Origin of the sequence: Acinetobacter sp. ANC 5378 (assembly GCF_013004315.1) — a bacterium.
In the GTDB taxonomy this organism is placed as follows: Bacteria; Pseudomonadota; Gammaproteobacteria; order Pseudomonadales; family Moraxellaceae; genus Acinetobacter.
Genome location: NZ_JABERK010000023.1, coordinates 94,821 through 110,213, shown reverse-complemented (window position 1 = coordinate 110,213; position 15,393 = coordinate 94,821). Strand labels below are relative to the sequence as shown.

Genomic DNA, 15,393 nt, shown 5'->3' with positions numbered 1-15,393 from the left:
TTCAATATTCCCCCCTTTTTTTATAGCCATTTAAGCGCTTATTCGATGATTGGTTGGTCAATAGCTTCCACATCTACCAATTGCGTTGCTGCTTCGCCAGCCGGTTCTTGCTTGGTCGCTGCCTGATTATTTTCAGCTTGAACCGGTGTAGCGCTATGGGTACGAATATTTATTTTGACTTGCGATAAGCTTTCTAAAGTATCTCCCGCTTGGATTGCAGGTTCTGCCCACGCTGTGCTGACGATGGTTGCCATAAAAACGGTTAACGCGATTTTTTTCGAATGCATGCTGATCTCCTTATAATTCATCTTTTGATCATTCGTGTCGCGTAGTCTGCGCAGTGATGTTTACAGGGAGATGAAAATCAGCAGCAAAATCATTTATTTTTAACGCTGAACGTTCAATACGGGAACTGGTCATGGCTAAGCCATTTGCATCGTGCTTTGGCATAAGCATTCATCATGACCGGTTTCTCTTTTTTCAATAAAAAATTTCAGGCTGAAACTTAGTCTCGGTACAGAGTTTTGCTATAGTAAGAACAATTTAGAAGCAACATTAGGAATATGTTATGTCAGCAGCTCCACGCATTGGTGTATTGGGTGCAGGCGGTCGTATGGGACGCATCCTCATTCAAGCAGTAAAAGAAGCAGGTTACCAGCTTGCAGCGGCAGTTGAACGCCCTGAAAGCAGCTTGATTGGTGCAGATGCAGGCGAGCTTGCCGGTATTGGTGCTGTGGGTGTTAAGGTTGTGGGCAATCTGCAAGACGTATTAAAAGACTGTGACGTGGTCATTGATTTCACAGCGCCTGTTGCGACTGAACAGCATTTAAAATTGTGCCGTGAAGCAGGGGTTGCCATTGTGATTGGCACTACAGGCATGAATGACGAACAAAAAGCATTTTTAGATGACAGTGCAACTCAAACCCCTGTGGTCTATGCAGCGAATTATTCTGTTGGGGTAAACGTCTCGATCAAACTGTTAGAACTTGCGTCCAAAGTATTTGGTGACACAGTTGATATTGAAGTGATCGAAGCACATCACCGTCATAAAGTGGATGCGCCATCGGGTACCGCACTGATGATGGGTGAAGCGATTGCCGGTGCTTTGGGTCGTAACTTAAAAGAAGACGCTGTGTATTGCCGTGAAGGGCATACCGGTCCGCGTGAGCGCAAAAGTATCGGTTTCCAAACCATCCGTGGTGGCGATATCGTAGGTGAACATACTGCAATGTTTATTGCCGATGGCGAACGTGTTGAAATCACCCATAAAGCCACCAATCGCATGAACTTTGCTTCAGGTGCAGTACGTGCTGCAGCTTGGGTGGTAGGCCGTGAAGCGCGTAAATATGACATGAAAGATGTACTTGGATTTAACGATATTCAAGTATAAAAATGCATCAAAATCATTTATAACAATACAACAAAATTAAAATAAGATGTTCAATGGAATGAAAAAAGTGATATTGATGGCTTGTGCTGTAGCAATGTTGGCTACAGTGCAGGCTAAACCTGTTGATAATGCCAAGCTCAGCATTAATAAAAACAATATTAAAGTTTGGACCTTTCAAAACAGTCAAAACCCTGTGTTTTTATACAAAGCTGAAACGACCTACGATACTGCGCTAGAAAAAGCGGTCAGTCTGATTTTGGATGTCGACCATGCGGTGAAATGGGTGCCGTATATGGGCAGTATCAAGGTCCTTTCACGGGATGACAAAAAAGGTGAATTTTTATTGTATATGGTGCTGGATTTTCCTTTTCCGCTGAAAGATCGTGATTTGGTGGTGCAAGGTAAAATGATCAAAGATGCTCAAGGTATTATCACGATTAAAAATAAAGCAGTCGATAAAGGCTATGCCAAAAATCCAGATTATGTACGTCTCACTCATTATGAGGGTGATTGGACTTTTCAGAGACTCACCAATAATAAAATCAAAGTTTCAACTTATGGTTATGCCAATCCTGAAGGTTCTATTCCTTTAACCTTTGTGAATATGTTTGTACAGCAGCAACCCTATCAGATGCTGCAAAAAATGAAGATGGAACTCGGCAAGCCATCCAGTATTCCCACTTTACCCGAAGCTTTGCGTTAATTAAAACCATTAAAAAGTCCGCATGATGCGGACTTTTTTCACAGTGTTTTATGAACAGGGATTGATAATTTAGTGCTTTGTTAGATGCAAGTTTCATTTGAATAAGCACCCATATTTACTGAAGAAACCAGACATGAAGCCTTCTGTATTTTGTAGTGGAGAAATCATGGAAAAAGTGGCGGTATATTAAATGATGATGAATTCCAATGCTGTTAATGCATTGCTGGGGTAATTCAATCTTTAAGTTTTCAAGATAAGCGTAATTTTGAAAGTTTTATTGTTGCTAAAAAACGCAGTAATTTGCAAAATATTGTTGACTGAAAATCAATAAATGAGTGGAAGATGAAATCGACCATCGAAGAACTTCACGCTTTTGTGACTATCGTGGATAGTGGCTCGATTGTGATGGCAGCAGAGCGTTTAGGACAAACCACATCAGGAGTCAGTCGAGCCTTACAACGCCTGGAGAATAAGCTGAATGTAACGTTGTTGGAACGGACTACACGTAAGCTGAAACTGACCCAGGAAGGGCAACTGTTTCTTGAAAGATCCCGCAAAATTTTAAATGACCTCGCCGAAGCCGAAGATGCTTTACTCAAGTCAGATACTGATACTTCTGGACTGATTCGGATCGATTCTGCAACGCCTTTTATCTTGCATGTGATTGTGCCGCTAATTCATGAATTTATGCAGCAATATCCCAATATCGAAATTGAACTGACTAATCATGATCAGGTGATTGATTTACTGGAACATAAAACTGATGTCGCGATTCGTTTTGGAGAACTGTATGATTCAAGTTTACATGCCAAATTATTGTGTCGCAGTCGCTTATATATTGTGGCCAGTCCTGCGTATTTAGAACAACATGGGATACCGCAATCTCCAGCAGATCTATCGCAACATGCTTTACTGGGCTTTAGTCAGCCGACCCATTTAAACACTTGGCCAATTCAATTCAATGGTGAAGATTTTATTGCTCATCCCAAAATAAAAGCCTCTAATGGTGAAACGGTTCGGCAATTAGCTTTACAAGGCGTCGGGATTACCTGCTTGTCACAGTTTCTAGTGGAAGAGGATTTACAGGCCGGTCGTCTGAAAGCCTTATTTGAAGATCAAATCAGTCTGCATTATCAAAAAATCCATGCAGTTTATTATCGACAAGAACACCTGCCGAAACGGGTGCGGTTATTTATTGAATTCCTGGCGCAAAAGCTTGCCGTGTATTTATAAGTAATTTAATTGTGAATTTTCAAAGAAAATCTGCCCAGCCATTGCGGTTGGGCAGATTTGAATTCAACAAGATCAAAGAAAAATTAGAAATCCGCTTTTAAGACAATCCGGTAACGTGCTTTGCCTGAGTGTAAGTGTTCAATTGCTTCATTGAGCTGTGACATTGGAAAGACTTCAATTTGCGGCGCAATATTTTTACGCGCTGCAAACTTGAGCATTTGACGCAGTGCAGCAGGCGAGCCGGTAGGCGAACCTGTGACCGATTTTGCACCACCAATCAGCATGCCCGCTGGAATTTGCATCGGCTCCAAAACCAGACCCAACATATGAATTGTGCCATGGGGTGCCAGACTACTTAAGTAAGCAGGCCAGTCTAAAGTCACATTGACGGTGCAGAGTAGCAAATCGAATTTGCCGCGCTGGGCTTTTAGCGCAGCCGAATCGCGACTATTTACCACATGGTCTGCACCCATGGCTTTCAGTTCTTCGGTCTTGTCTAAATTTGATGTGAATGCAGTAATTTCACAGCCCCAAGCTTTTAGCAGTTTAATTGCCATATGCCCCAAACCGCCAATCCCAATCACCCCCACATGGTGAATCGCTTGAATTTGATGTTTAAGCATAGGATCAAATACCGTAATCCCACCGCACAGCAGTGGACCGGCACTTTCTGGATCTAAATCTTCAGGGAGTGGAATTACCCATTGCCAGCCAGCGCGAACTTTGTCGGAAAATCCACCGGCATGATCAACAATCGTCGCTTTTTTCTCACCGCTACACATGACTTGCTGACCTGATACACAAGGATCGCAATACTGGCAGCTTTCGGCAGTCCAGCCGATGCCAACGCGTTGACCCACTTTCAAGCCTTTGGCTTCTGCACCCAACTGGGTAATGATGCCAATAATTTCATGCCCTGCGACTACAGGATAAACCGAAGATTTCCAGTCATTATTAATCACTGAAATATCAGAATGGCATAAACCGCAATATTCAACTTTGACTTCAACTTGATGCGCTTGTAATTCTCCAGCATCAAATTGATAGGCTTCAAGTTCTGCGCCAGCCTGCATGGCTGCATAGGCATGGATGATGTTGTCATTCATAAGTGAATCCTTTTATTATCTTGTTTGTGCTTTAAAATGATTTAAAAGAGCAGTGATTTTCATGATCATCGACCATACCGACAGCCTGCATAAATGCATAACAGGTGGTCGGTCCGACAAATTTAAAACCTTTCTTTTTTAAAGCTTTGGAAAGTGTCACACTGATTTCTGTTTGGGCAGGTGCCTGACGATAATCTGGTACATCATTATGTTTAGTTTGATCTGCAACAAAACGCCATAACCAGTCGCTGACATTGATCTGCTGTTGTTGTAATTCTTGGGTTAAATGTTGCCAGGCAATGGCATTGTTACGAATGGCTTTGAGTTTACCGATATGCCGAATCAAGCCAGCATCTTGTAGCATCTCTTCTAATTTAAGATCACTGAATTGTGCGATTTCGGCAATAGGGTATTGAAAAAAATGCTGACGATAGTTGTCCCGTTTTTTCAGCACCGTAATCCAGGACAACCCCGCTTGTTGGCCTTCCAGACACAGCATTTCAAATAAATGGGCTTCATCATGACTGGCTTTGCCCCACTCATGATCATGATAAGCGATATAAAGAGGATCATTCGAGCACCAACCACAGCGTTGAATCGACAATTTTTGATGCTCCTGAAGCGGCTTAAAGCTTAAATTCAGCCCATTGATCGTGTTGATTATCCCAATAATACAGCTCTGCTTGTGGTAAATCGGTGAATTGAATCCACATATCTGTGCCGGTTTTTTCGGCAAAACCGGTACTAATCAAAAGCGCTTCTTCAGTGATTTCCATCACCCAGCCTTGATGGCTTTTTCCAGCCAAAACAATTTTTTGTTGATTGCCTGATTCAGCAAATTCGACCAAACGATTGATCAGCGCTTCTGACATGAATAGTTCCTAAAAAATTAACGTAAATAAGGATAGGGGTTGACCACACCACGACCTTTACCATCCAGGTAAATCCCATAGTGCAAATGCGGTGCTGTATGCCGCGCATTACCGGTGTTACCGACATAACCAATCAGATCACCTTTTTTGACATAATCCCCGACATTTAAGCCGCGTTTATGCTCATCCAGATGGGCATAATAATGCCAGGTTCCGCCAGGCCCCATAATCCAAACCACTTTACCACCCAAATTGTTATTGCGTAAGTCAGCAATTAAACCTTCTGTGGCACTCAGCACTTTTGTTCCACGTGGAGCCATGATGTCAATGCCTTCATGGGTGCGTCCACTACTGCGGGAAGCTCCCCAAGTATCGCGTAACTGTTTGGCTTTTATATTTTGCACTGGAATAGGCAATGATGATTTCAGCTGCATACTTTTCAGCTTTTGTACTTGAGCAGGCGAAAGGGGTGTCGTTGAGGACTTTTTAGGACTTGAGGTACATGCGGCAATCCATAGCATGCTAAAACCAAGTAATAATGCATAAATAAAACGAAGCACTGTTCATCCTTTTTTCATTCTAATCTGTGTGAAAATTATTTGAATAACAGTGCCTGACTATGTCATAAATTTATGGCAGAGATCAATTTTTTCATCGCCGTGGGAATGCCCATTTCGGTTGCATTTTGTGTAGCTAACCAAGTGCCATTCAGTTCAATGGAAAGATGCTCTTGTTGATCCGCATCAACCTCAAAACACACCGCTTCAAGTTGCCAGGTAAAATGGGTAAAGCTATGCGTGATTTCAGCGCGTTGAATCACTTTTTTAAGTCCCAATGTCTGGCACAGGCTTTCAAACTCAACCGGATTTTCAATAATCGGCAAGCACCATAATCCACCCCATAGTCCGCTATTGGGACGCTGCTGCCATAACCATTGATCATTCGACTGAATCACCAAGACCTGTGCTGATTTGACCGGCACGGCTTTTTTCGGTTTTTTAAAGGGCAGTTCAGTTTCTAAACCCTGCTGATGCGCTTTGCAGTGCGGCTGCATCGGGCAATATAAACACAGTGGTTTTTTTGGGGTACATACGGTTGCACCCAAGTCCATAATCGCCTGAGTATAGTCGTGATTGCGCTCAACAGGACAAAGTTGTTCTGCCAGTTGCCACATCGCACGTTCATGTACAGGTTTAGTCAGATCATCTTCAATGGCAAAGAAACGTGCCAATACCCGCTTTACATTGCCATCCATAATTACGCCGTATTGACGTAAACCAAGTGACATGAGTGCACCAGCGGTCGAAGGACCAATCCCGGGAAGCTCGATCCATTCTTCTAAGTTCGTTGGAAAATAGCCCTGACGTGCCACAATTCCCGCAGCTTTATGTAAATTTCGTGCGCGGGCATAGTAACCGAGCCCTGCCCAATATGGCGCAACATCATCCCAACTGGCTAAGCCTAAATCGTTAACTGTTGGAAAGCGTTCTATAAAACGATCAAAATATTGCAGCACGGTTTTGACTTGGGTTTGCTGTAACATAATTTCAGATACCCAAACCTTATATGGATCATCAACCACTTGCCACGGCAGATCATGACGACCATGGACATCGAACCAGGAAAGAAGAGCATCGGAAAAAGAAAACTGTGACATGCGAACCGCGTATTTGGAATAGATGAATAGTATAGCGAAAACTCTGCAGCATTGCGGTTGCAACAAGACATAAAAAATGATGCCGCAGCATCATTTTTAAATTATTCGAATCTATTATTTACTCGCTGGTCATGCCCCAACGCTCATCCAGTTTTAAGGTCTGACCTTCATAACGTGGAATAATGTGAATGTGTAAGTGCTCTGATGCTTCACCAAATACACTGCCATCATTGAAACCAATATGAAAGCCAGAAGGATGGTGACGTAACTGAAGCTCATTACGTGCAAGCTCAAGTAAAGACATTAAGCTTTTACGCTCTTTGTCGGTGACCTCGAAAAAAGAGCTGACATGGCGTAGAGGAACAATGACAGAGTGACCTTTAGATAATGCATTCGGCTCAGGCAAAATCACCCCAAAGTCATTTTTATCAATGATGTCATATTCATCAAAGTTGCAATATGGGCAGTTTTTTTCAGTCATTGTTATATCCTCTTTAAAAATATCCGTGTAATTGGATGGGTAAATATAACCGTGTCATATTTACCCTAAATTTTATGCACCCAGTCGAGTTTTTAATAATTCGTACATGGCAGATAGACCTTTTTGTTCAGCTTCAGCGTTATAGCCCAGATCAACCCCATTCTGTTTAGCACGTTCATCTGCAAGTGGGTTACTAAAACCATGTTTAGCATCTTCAAAGATCATTACCTCATGCTCAACGTGTGCCGCATGCATTTCTTCCTTAAAGCGTGCCACATCATCCAGGCTGACCATGCTATCGAGTTCTCCGTGCAACACTAAAATTTCAGCTTTAACTTTTCCGGACTGGGCAGGTGCTTTCGGAGTCAATGTGCCATGGAACGTGACCACCGCTTGTAAAGGGGTACCAGAGCGTGCCAGATCAAGCACAACTTTGCCGCCATAACAGAAGCCTATAGCAGCCAGTTTATCTGCATTTACTTCTTCTTGCGCGGCTAATGTTGCTAAACCTGCAGACGCACGAGTCACAATTGTTTCAGGATCTTCAAAGGTTTGCATCATCCATTCACTGGCTTGTGGCACTGCAGTAGTTACTTTTTTATTACCATACATATCAATGGCAAGTGCTGCATAACCATGTTCAGCAAGTTCACGGGCACGCTGTTCAGTGTATTCATTTCGTCCCCACCATTCAGGTGCTACAATCACGCCCGCGACCGGTGTTGTCGATTCAGGCGCTGCAAAGTATCCAATTAAATGAGTTCCATCTGCAGCAGTGTACTGAATTTCGCGAGTTTTGATTGTTAGAGCCATTGATTCAATCCTTGTTCTTAGTGAAGTTGGTGTATTGATGAAAATATAGAAATAAAACATCTTTGATGATTGTACAAGATCGATTTATTTTGACTGCATAGTATTATTAATAAATTGAAACATGCTATTAAGTACGACTATTTTAAAATATAACAGTTTAATAAATATAAGTTTTTATTATGCTGTGTAGTGGAGCAAGGTAATATACGTCGCTTGAAAAAGAACAAGTGCACTTATATTGAATGCCAATACTGAAAATAGGTTGATTAAATCATAAAAAAATAGCGAGCAGGGAATGAGCATGATTTTTGCTCATATTGACCTACTCGTTATTTTTTAATATGGATTAAATAGGGGAGCTATTTAGTCGATTTAGGTAAGACTTCAAGAAGTTCTACATCAAAAATTAAAGTGCTATTCGGTTCGATCACATCACCAGAGCCAATTTGACCATAACCAAGTTGTGCTGGAATGAAGAAACGATACTGAGCACCTTCTTTCATCAGTTGTAAGCCTTCAGTCCAACCTTGAATGACTTGACTGACCTGAAATTCAGCCGGTTGATTCCGGGCAATTGAGCTGTCAAAAACTGTACCGTCTATTAAACGACCTTCATAATTGACTTTGACAACGGAATTGGCCTGAGGGGATTTCCCTGTACCTTGTTTTAATATTTGATATTGCAAACCAGATTTAGTGGTTTGCACGCCTTGTTTTTTAGCATTGGCTGTTAAAAATTCTGCCCCGATTTTGGCATTCGCATCTGCTTTTTGTTTCAGCTCGATAAGCTGTTTTGCATCACTGAGCTTTTTATGTTGGGTCAGAACGCGCGCCATTTCCTCATCAGTGAGGGCAGATTTACCGCCTTGAGCCGCGGTCTTTAAACCGAGCATGAAAGCATCTAAGTCCAAATCTTTTACAGATTCGGCATTGCTACGCCCCATTAAGTAGCCAAAGCTGTAGCCTACTTGTTCATTCAAACTACTGGTATTGGTTACGGGTTTTGCAAAGCTAGCCGTGGTGAAAAGGCAGAAACAAAGCAATGTTATAGGTGTTTTCATTCTCTTATCCCAAGATAAATAAGGAGAGCAAAAGCTCTCCTTGAATTTTTTTATTTTACTTTGATCAGTTCAACATCAAAAATCAGGGTACTGTTGGCAGGAATCATTCCCGGAACACCTTGTTCACCATAGCCCAATTTTGAAGGGATATAAAGGGTCGCTTTACCACCTTCTTTCATCAATTGCAGACCTTCAGTCCAACCCGGGATCACTTGATTTAATGGGAACTCAATCGGTTCACCACGTTCAATCGAGCTATCAAATACTTTACCGTCAACCAACTGACCTTTGTAGTGTACGGTCACCATAGAGTTGGCAGCAGGCTGTTTACCTGTACCTTCCTTGATGATTTTGTACTGTAAACCAGAAGCTGTAGTTTTTACACCCGGTTTTTTTGCATTTTCAGTTAAGAAAGAATCGCTAGCTGTTTGTACTTGCTGTGCTTGCTGAACTTGCTTCTGTTGCATTTCTTTCTGGAATTGCTCATAAGCTTGTTGAAGTTCTTGTTCTGTATAAGCAGGTTTATTTCGAGCGTGACCTTCACGTACACCGGTAACAAAGCTATTGATATTTAATTCAGGTGGTGTTTGATGTGCAACTTCGTAGCCTAGCGCATAACTGATTTTCTCAACAGCAGATGCATTCTTTGATGCTTTTGATGTCACAGTAGCCGGGTTTTGAGTTGCATAATAAACAGGTACAAGTGCAGCACCGCCTAAAAGAACAGCGACAGCGATGGGTAAGGCTTTACTCATAGGTTTTCCCAAATTCATTTTATATTCAAAAGTTGCATTAATTTTAGCAGACTTTCCTATCCAACACGTTTCGAGGAAGCCGCATTGTACAGAAATCCAATATATTCTTATCAAGCCAGTTATTCTATAACAGACTGAATATATAAAACATTTTTAATACAATTAAATATGAAATTCTTTTTTGAGTAAAGGAAGTATTTTTATTGTTCAATTTTTTAAATATGTAAGCTAGGTAAAGAAAAAAGTCAGGTTTACCAATGAAATAGTTTGGAAATTATAGACGTGGTTCTTCATTGGAGGCCGAATATAATTTTTTGGTCGATTTGATAACTGTGAGAAAACTATTTCCCAGAATGAATAAAATATTTTAAACGATAGAAAAAAATAAGTGGATTAGCTTGTAATTTATGATCACGATTTTTTTTACAATTAAAACAACTGCAAATTCTGCTATATTATAGGGCTGTTTATAACGTAATGATGATGAATAAAGCATCAATCACATAGGCTTCTATATGTTACAACTCTCTGAACTAAAAATAGCAATTATTGGTCTAGGTTATGTAGGACTACCTTTAGCTGTGGAGTTTGGAAAAAAAGTTCCAGTTGTTGGCTTTGATATTCACCAAAAACGTATTGAAGAATTAACACGTGGCCAAGATCATACTTTAGAAGTATCGCCTGAAGAATTAAAACAATCGACACATTTAAGCTATAGCACGAGTTTGGATGACTTAAAAAGCTGTAATTTTTTTATTGTGACTGTGCCAACGCCGATTGATCAATATAAGCAACCTGATTTAACGCCACTGGTAAAAGCCTCCCATAGTATTGGTCAAGTCTTGGAAAAAGGCGATATTGTGGTGTATGAATCAACAGTTTATCCGGGTGCGACTGAAGAAGTATGTATTCCTGAATTAGAGAAAATTTCAGGTTTAAAATTTAATGAAGACTTTTTTGCTGGTTATAGTCCGGAACGTATTAATCCGGGCGATAAGCTGCACCGTGTGACCAATATTTTAAAAATTACCTCGGGTTCTACACCAGAAGTCGCTGACTTTGTGGATCAGGTTTATAACTTGATTATTGAAGCCGGAACACATAAAGCCGCAACCATTAAAGTCGCTGAAGCTGCAAAAGTGATTGAGAATACTCAACGTGATGTCAACATTGCTTTAATTAATGAACTCGCATTAATTTTCAATAAAATGGGTATCGATACGGAAGCAGTTTTGGAAGCTGCAGGTACCAAATGGAACTTCTTGCCATTCCGTCCGGGTCTGGTCGGTGGTCATTGTATTGGTGTCGACCCGTACTACCTCACGCATAAAGCACAAGCGATTGGTTATCACCCGGAAATTATTTTGGCAGGCCGTCGTTTGAATGATGGTATGGGCGCGTATGTGGTGACGCAGCTGGTCAAAGGTATGATCAAGAAAAAAATTCAAGTTGAAGGTGCTAAAGTTTTGGTACTTGGCTTAAGTTTTAAAGAAAACTGTCCAGATATTCGTAATACCCGAATTATCGATATCGTAAATGAATTGCAAGAATATCATGTCAATGTTGATGTCTATGATCCTTGGGTAGATGCTGCGGAAGCAGAGCATGAGTATGGTATCAGTCCTGTACAGTCTGTGGAAAAAGGTGCTTATGATGCTGTGATCTTGGCAGTTGCACATGAGCAATTTAAAGACATGGGCGCTGAAGCGATCCGCGCACTTGGCAAGCCTGAACATGTGCTATATGACTTGAAATACGTATTGTCTCAAGCCGAATCTGACCTTCGCTTATAATAGGACATGCCCTCATGAATCAATATCAACAGGTATGTGAAACCCTGCAAGCTCAACCTAAAATATGGTTAGTGACAGGTGTGGCTGGTTTTATCGGCTCTAATTTATTAGAAACTTTATTAAAGTTAGATCAAACGGTTGTGGGGTTAGATAACTTTGCGACAGGTCATCAATATAATTTAGATCAAGTACAAGCTTTGGTGAGTCCTGAGCAATGGGCTAAATTTAAGTTTATTGAAGGTGATATTCGTCAATTCTCAGATTGTCAAAAAGCCTGTGCAGGTGTGGATTATGTCTTGCATGAAGCCGCGCTTGGCTCTGTACCCCGTTCCATTGCAGATCCGATCACCACCAATGAGACCAATATCAGTGGTTTCTTAAATATGCTGACTGCAGCGCGTGATGCAGGTGTATCTAGCTTTACTTATGCAGCGAGTAGTTCAACGTATGGTGATCATCCAGCATTGCCAAAAGTCGAAGAAAACATTGGTAAACCATTATCACCTTATGCAGTGACTAAATACGTGAATGAGCTATATGCTGATGTATTTGCCAAAACCTATGGTTTTAAGGCGATTGGTCTGCGTTACTTTAATGTATTTGGTCAGCGTCAGGATCCAAACGGTGCCTATGCTGCGGTGATTCCAAAATGGACTGCAGCGATGATTGCCGGTGAAGATGTGTTTATTAATGGTGATGGTGAAACCAGCCGTGATTTCTGCTTTATCGACAACACTGTACAAGCCAATATTTTAGCTGCGACTACGCAAGACGATGCAGCGAAAAACCAGGTTTATAATGTGGCAGTCGGTGACCGTACCACGCTGAATGACTTGTTTAATGCCATTAAAGTTGCGTTGAACGAAAATGACGTGAACTATGCCAAAGATGCTGTGTATCGTGAATTTCGTGCAGGCGATGTGCGTCATTCACAAGCCAGCATTGCCAAAATTGAAAAGGCTTTGGGCTATGCACCTGAGTTCCGTATTGATGCCGGTATTCAATTGGCGATGCAGTGGTATGTGCAAAATCTGAAATGAGACTGGCACGTTTGGTCCGTCAATATAAATCGATTGGCTTAATTACTTTAAGTTTATTAGTGGGTGCGATAATGACATTTATCGCACTTCCTTTTTTAACGCGCCTCTATTCGGTTCATGATTTTGGTCAGTACGGTGTGGCGTTGGCATTTGTCAGCGTCTTGTCCACGGTGGCGAATTTACGCCTCGATCAAGCCTTGTTGGTGGCGGAGCCTGAACATCAAAAAAGCTTGATCTTTGAAAGCAGTGTTTTTTCACTGCTTTTTTCAGTTTTAAGCGCCGTAGTGATTGGCCTTATTTACAATGCGGAAATGGCGGTTGCGATTGCGCTCGGTGTGTTTGCCAATACCCTCATTCAAAGTGTCTATAATTATAAATTTGCCCATGAAGCGGAATGGTTTTGTGCAGGCTTAAATATTTTCCGCAGTCTGATTGTAGTGATGGTGCAGCTGAGTCTGCCGTTGATGTTGAGTATTAATTTACTCAATAGTTATAGCTTCAGTTCACTTGTCATGATCATGGTGCTGTTGATCTATGTGCTGAATCAGCGTCTCTATCAAATCAGTTGGAATGCCTTTAAAAATTATAAGGATTTTATTTTCAGCAATACGCCGCATGCTTTACTGAACAGTTTTTCACATAATTTGCCATATTATGTGGTGGCGCATTTTGTTGGCTTTCAAGCAGTAGGTTTTTATTCCATTGTCGAGCGGACTTTGCGTGTGCCGATTAATTTGATGTCGCAAACCATCCGCCAGTTCTTTATCCGTAAATTCTATCAGCAGGATTCTGCTACTGAGGCTTTAAAAAGCAGTGTCTTTTTAAGTCTTGTATCTTTGCCGTTTTTTGCGATTTTCTTTGTGCTGCCTGAATCTTTTTATTTAATGATTTTTGGTCAAGCATGGCAGGGAATTGCTACATATTTCCAGATTTTAGCCTTGGGCTATTGGGCAGTTTTCTGTAATCCGCCAAGTTCGGCATATCTGATTGCCAAGCGCCAAAGCCATATTTTGTTTAAACTGCAAATTATCGAACTCATCATTAAGTTTATTTTGTTTGCAGGGTTATATTGGCTGTGTGCAGACAAATTGTATATGTTGCTTGCGGTGCCTGTTGCGCTGATCTTCTATAATTTTGCCATTTTAGCCGTGGTATGGAGACGTCCAGAATGATCTTTTTTAAATGTTTAAAATTGCTGAACTGGTTCTCTGCACAGTGTCGAAAAAGCCTATACGGCATGGCTTTTGCCAGTCGGTTTAAATATTTTGGACGCCGAACCAAACTCGAAATTTCAGGTAAAGTCAGCATCGGAAAAAATGTCTATATTGGCGATGATGTTACGCTAATTGTTGAATCAGGCGCATCATTGATTATTGGCGATAACAGCTTTATTGGTGAAAGTTGTTATATCAAATGCTTTGGTGGAAAAATTGAGATTGGGCATGATGTCAGCATCAATTCCAAATCCTTTTTAAATGGCTGCGGCGGTTTGAAAATTGGCAACAACACCCGTATTGGTACGCAAAGCATCATGATTGCCAGTAACCATAAGTTTGATGATCCCGAGGTTTTGGTGAAAGATCAAATTACCAAGCAGGGCATTGTGATTGGTGAAAATATTTGGTTTGGTGCAAGAGTGACAGTTTTGGATGGTGTCATGATTGCCGATAATAGCGTGATTGGGGCGTGTTCTTTGGTGAGTAAAAACATCACTGAAGCAGGCGTTTATGTCGGCATTCCTGCCAAGAAGCTGGAAAAGTCCTTACCGAAGTTACCAGATTAAACCAATATGTGGGGCAGTATCTGTCAGGCGCATTTTCGGTTAAAATAATCTGTCGAAAAAATGGGCTGATTAAAGCCCATTTTCTTTTGCTGTTTCACTTGAATTATTGCCTTTATCGGATCACACAGGTTTCAATCATGAGCTTTATCCGTGCTGTTTTTAACGCTGTCTTTGATTTGGCCTATTTTTTTGCCAAAGGCAGTGTGGCATACGCGCGAAAAAAAGGCGTGACCATTGGCAACAATTGCAGAATCTATATCCGCAGTTGGGGTTCTGAACCATTTTTGGTGAGTATGGGTGATGATGTTACCGTCACCTCAGGGGTGAAATTTATTACCCATGATGGCAGTACCTGTTTGGTCAAAGATGAGCACGGTAAACGCTATCAACGCTTTGCCCCGATTCAAGTCGGGTCGCATGTGTTTATTGGGGTCAACAGCATTGTGATGCCAGGGGTAACGATCGGTTCAAATGTGGTAATCGGTGCTGGTTCCGTGGTGACCAAAGACATTCCAGATAATTCAGTCGCCATTGGTGTTCCGGCTAAAGTTGTTTCAAGCTTTTCCGACTATCAAGCCAAAATCAAAGCCACTTGCGCCAGTGATTCTGAACTTGCAGGCATCACTGATTATGCCGAGCGTGTGCAGCGCGCAATTGAGCTGCAAGCTCAAAAACAGTCCCATCATTAATCTCCCATTCATTAGGT

General features: G+C 41.4%; 19 protein-coding genes. 8 read left to right on the top strand and 11 right to left on the bottom strand.

Annotated elements, in window-relative coordinates; translation table 11 throughout:
* Positions 1 to 38 precede the first annotated feature (38 nt).
* Positions 39 to 287, bottom strand: a complete 249-nt coding sequence (locus HLH16_RS06820) for a hypothetical protein (protein ID WP_171528772.1) — start codon at positions 285 to 287, stop codon at positions 39 to 41.
* A 28-nt stretch (positions 288 to 315) separates the two neighbouring features.
* Positions 316 to 450 (bottom strand): hypothetical protein, encoded by a 135-nt coding sequence (locus HLH16_RS15845; protein ID WP_284729910.1) that lies wholly within the window; start codon positions 448 to 450, stop codon positions 316 to 318.
* 118 nt (positions 451 to 568) lie between these two features.
* Between HLH16_RS15845 and dapB the strand changes: the two genes are divergently transcribed.
* From dapB to HLH16_RS06805, 3 genes are all read left to right on the top strand, one after another.
* Positions 569 to 1,390 carry a 4-hydroxy-tetrahydrodipicolinate reductase gene (gene dapB / locus HLH16_RS06815; protein ID WP_171528771.1) on the top strand — a complete coding sequence of 274 codons (822 nt, stop codon included), beginning with the start codon at positions 569 to 571 and terminating at the stop codon, positions 1,388 to 1,390.
* A 58-nt stretch (positions 1,391 to 1,448) separates the two neighbouring features.
* On the top strand, positions 1,449 to 2,093 hold the full coding sequence (locus HLH16_RS06810) for an START domain-containing protein (RefSeq protein ID WP_171528770.1): 645 nt from the start codon (positions 1,449 to 1,451) through the stop codon (positions 2,091 to 2,093).
* A gap of 342 nt (positions 2,094 to 2,435) precedes the next feature.
* Positions 2,436 to 3,326 carry a LysR family transcriptional regulator gene (locus HLH16_RS06805; protein WP_171528769.1) on the top strand — a complete coding sequence of 297 codons (891 nt, stop codon included), beginning with the start codon at positions 2,436 to 2,438 and terminating at the stop codon, positions 3,324 to 3,326.
* An 83-nt stretch (positions 3,327 to 3,409) separates the two neighbouring features.
* Here the strand turns inward: HLH16_RS06805 and ahr are convergent, their stop codons facing one another.
* From ahr to bamJ (HLH16_RS06760), 9 genes are all read right to left on the bottom strand, one after another.
* The gene (gene ahr, locus HLH16_RS06800; protein ID WP_171528768.1) at positions 3,410 to 4,432 is read right to left on the bottom strand and encodes an NADPH-dependent aldehyde reductase Ahr; all 1,023 of its coding nucleotides are present in this window, start codon (positions 4,430 to 4,432) and stop codon (positions 3,410 to 3,412) included.
* 31 nt (positions 4,433 to 4,463) lie between these two features.
* Positions 4,464 to 5,036 carry a DNA-3-methyladenine glycosylase I gene (locus HLH16_RS06795; RefSeq protein ID WP_171528767.1) on the bottom strand — a complete coding sequence of 191 codons (573 nt, stop codon included), beginning with the start codon at positions 5,034 to 5,036 and terminating at the stop codon, positions 4,464 to 4,466.
* Between the two features lie 22 nt (positions 5,037 to 5,058).
* The gene (locus tag HLH16_RS06790) at positions 5,059 to 5,304 is read right to left on the bottom strand and encodes a hypothetical protein (RefSeq protein WP_171528766.1); all 246 of its coding nucleotides are present in this window, start codon (positions 5,302 to 5,304) and stop codon (positions 5,059 to 5,061) included.
* A 17-nt stretch (positions 5,305 to 5,321) separates the two neighbouring features.
* Positions 5,322 to 5,825, bottom strand: coding sequence for a M23 family metallopeptidase (locus tag HLH16_RS06785; RefSeq protein ID WP_171528796.1), 504 nt, complete (start codon positions 5,823 to 5,825; stop codon positions 5,322 to 5,324).
* Between the two features lie 101 nt (positions 5,826 to 5,926).
* Positions 5,927 to 6,961 carry an A/G-specific adenine glycosylase gene (gene mutY / locus HLH16_RS06780; RefSeq protein ID WP_171528765.1) on the bottom strand — a complete coding sequence of 345 codons (1,035 nt, stop codon included), beginning with the start codon at positions 6,959 to 6,961 and terminating at the stop codon, positions 5,927 to 5,929.
* 118 nt (positions 6,962 to 7,079) lie between these two features.
* Positions 7,080 to 7,442, bottom strand: a complete 363-nt coding sequence (locus HLH16_RS06775) for an HIT family protein (RefSeq protein ID WP_171528764.1) — start codon at positions 7,440 to 7,442, stop codon at positions 7,080 to 7,082.
* A 72-nt stretch (positions 7,443 to 7,514) separates the two neighbouring features.
* Positions 7,515 to 8,255: a dienelactone hydrolase family protein gene (locus HLH16_RS06770; RefSeq protein ID WP_171528763.1), complete on the bottom strand. Its 741-nt coding sequence runs from the start codon at positions 8,253 to 8,255 to the stop codon at positions 7,515 to 7,517.
* A gap of 359 nt (positions 8,256 to 8,614) precedes the next feature.
* Positions 8,615 to 9,316, bottom strand: coding sequence for a BamJ family beta-barrel-assembly machinery protein (gene bamJ / locus HLH16_RS06765; protein ID WP_171528762.1), 702 nt, complete (start codon positions 9,314 to 9,316; stop codon positions 8,615 to 8,617).
* A gap of 50 nt (positions 9,317 to 9,366) precedes the next feature.
* Positions 9,367 to 10,071: a BamJ family beta-barrel-assembly machinery protein gene (gene bamJ / locus HLH16_RS06760; protein WP_171528761.1), complete on the bottom strand. Its 705-nt coding sequence runs from the start codon at positions 10,069 to 10,071 to the stop codon at positions 9,367 to 9,369.
* Positions 10,072 to 10,586: 515 nt separating this feature from the next.
* On the opposite strand from bamJ (HLH16_RS06760), the gene tviB reads away from it, so the two are divergent.
* From tviB to HLH16_RS06735, 5 genes are all read left to right on the top strand, one after another.
* Positions 10,587 to 11,864 carry a Vi polysaccharide biosynthesis UDP-N-acetylglucosamine C-6 dehydrogenase TviB gene (tviB, locus tag HLH16_RS06755; RefSeq protein WP_171528760.1) on the top strand — a complete coding sequence of 426 codons (1,278 nt, stop codon included), beginning with the start codon at positions 10,587 to 10,589 and terminating at the stop codon, positions 11,862 to 11,864.
* 14 nt (positions 11,865 to 11,878) lie between these two features.
* Positions 11,879 to 12,904: an NAD-dependent epimerase/dehydratase family protein gene (locus tag HLH16_RS06750; protein ID WP_171528759.1), complete on the top strand. Its 1,026-nt coding sequence runs from the start codon at positions 11,879 to 11,881 to the stop codon at positions 12,902 to 12,904.
* The gene (locus HLH16_RS06745; RefSeq protein WP_171528758.1) at positions 12,901 to 14,076 is read left to right on the top strand and encodes a lipopolysaccharide biosynthesis protein; all 1,176 of its coding nucleotides are present in this window, start codon (positions 12,901 to 12,903) and stop codon (positions 14,074 to 14,076) included. Before HLH16_RS06750 ends, HLH16_RS06745 begins: the two co-directional genes overlap by 4 nt.
* Entirely contained in the window at positions 14,073 to 14,687 is a 615-nt protein-coding gene (locus HLH16_RS06740) for an acyltransferase (protein WP_214646642.1), read from the top strand. Before HLH16_RS06745 ends, HLH16_RS06740 begins: the two co-directional genes overlap by 4 nt.
* A 137-nt stretch (positions 14,688 to 14,824) precedes the next feature.
* Positions 14,825 to 15,376: an acyltransferase gene (locus HLH16_RS06735; protein WP_171528757.1), complete on the top strand. Its 552-nt coding sequence runs from the start codon at positions 14,825 to 14,827 to the stop codon at positions 15,374 to 15,376.
* The last annotated feature ends 17 nt before the right edge of the window (positions 15,377 to 15,393 follow it).

Bases quoted from the DNA above. Each gene is read 5' to 3' on its own strand.
- HLH16_RS06805 (WP_171528769.1), top strand. From the start codon at position 2,436: ATGAAATCGACCATCGAAGAACTTCACGCTTTTGTGACTATCGTGGAT.
- tviB (WP_171528760.1), top strand. From the start codon at position 10,587: ATGTTACAACTCTCTGAACTAAAAATAGCAATTATTGGTCTAGGTTAT.
- HLH16_RS06820 (WP_171528772.1), bottom strand. From the start codon at position 287: ATGCATTCGAAAAAAATCGCGTTAACCGTTTTTATGGCAACCATCGTC.
- bamJ (WP_171528762.1), bottom strand. From the start codon at position 9,316: ATGAAAACACCTATAACATTGCTTTGTTTCTGCCTTTTCACCACGGCT.
- HLH16_RS06740 (WP_214646642.1), top strand. From the start codon at position 14,073: ATGATCTTTTTTAAATGTTTAAAATTGCTGAACTGGTTCTCTGCACAG.
- HLH16_RS06750 (WP_171528759.1), top strand. From the start codon at position 11,879: ATGAATCAATATCAACAGGTATGTGAAACCCTGCAAGCTCAACCTAAA.
- HLH16_RS06790 (WP_171528766.1), bottom strand. From the start codon at position 5,304: ATGTCAGAAGCGCTGATCAATCGTTTGGTCGAATTTGCTGAATCAGGC.
- bamJ (WP_171528761.1), bottom strand. From the start codon at position 10,071: ATGAGTAAAGCCTTACCCATCGCTGTCGCTGTTCTTTTAGGCGGTGCT.
- HLH16_RS15845 (WP_284729910.1), bottom strand. From the start codon at position 450: ATGCCAAAGCACGATGCAAATGGCTTAGCCATGACCAGTTCCCGTATT.
- HLH16_RS06770 (WP_171528763.1), bottom strand. From the start codon at position 8,255: ATGGCTCTAACAATCAAAACTCGCGAAATTCAGTACACTGCTGCAGAT.
- HLH16_RS06735 (WP_171528757.1), top strand. From the start codon at position 14,825: ATGAGCTTTATCCGTGCTGTTTTTAACGCTGTCTTTGATTTGGCCTAT.
- dapB (WP_171528771.1), top strand. From the start codon at position 569: ATGTCAGCAGCTCCACGCATTGGTGTATTGGGTGCAGGCGGTCGTATG.
- mutY (WP_171528765.1), bottom strand. From the start codon at position 6,961: ATGTCACAGTTTTCTTTTTCCGATGCTCTTCTTTCCTGGTTCGATGTC.
- HLH16_RS06785 (WP_171528796.1), bottom strand. From the start codon at position 5,825: ATGCTATGGATTGCCGCATGTACCTCAAGTCCTAAAAAGTCCTCAACG.
- HLH16_RS06745 (WP_171528758.1), top strand. From the start codon at position 12,901: ATGAGACTGGCACGTTTGGTCCGTCAATATAAATCGATTGGCTTAATT.
- HLH16_RS06775 (WP_171528764.1), bottom strand. From the start codon at position 7,442: ATGACTGAAAAAAACTGCCCATATTGCAACTTTGATGAATATGACATC.
- ahr (WP_171528768.1), bottom strand. From the start codon at position 4,432: ATGAATGACAACATCATCCATGCCTATGCAGCCATGCAGGCTGGCGCA.
- HLH16_RS06810 (WP_171528770.1), top strand. From the start codon at position 1,449: ATGAAAAAAGTGATATTGATGGCTTGTGCTGTAGCAATGTTGGCTACA.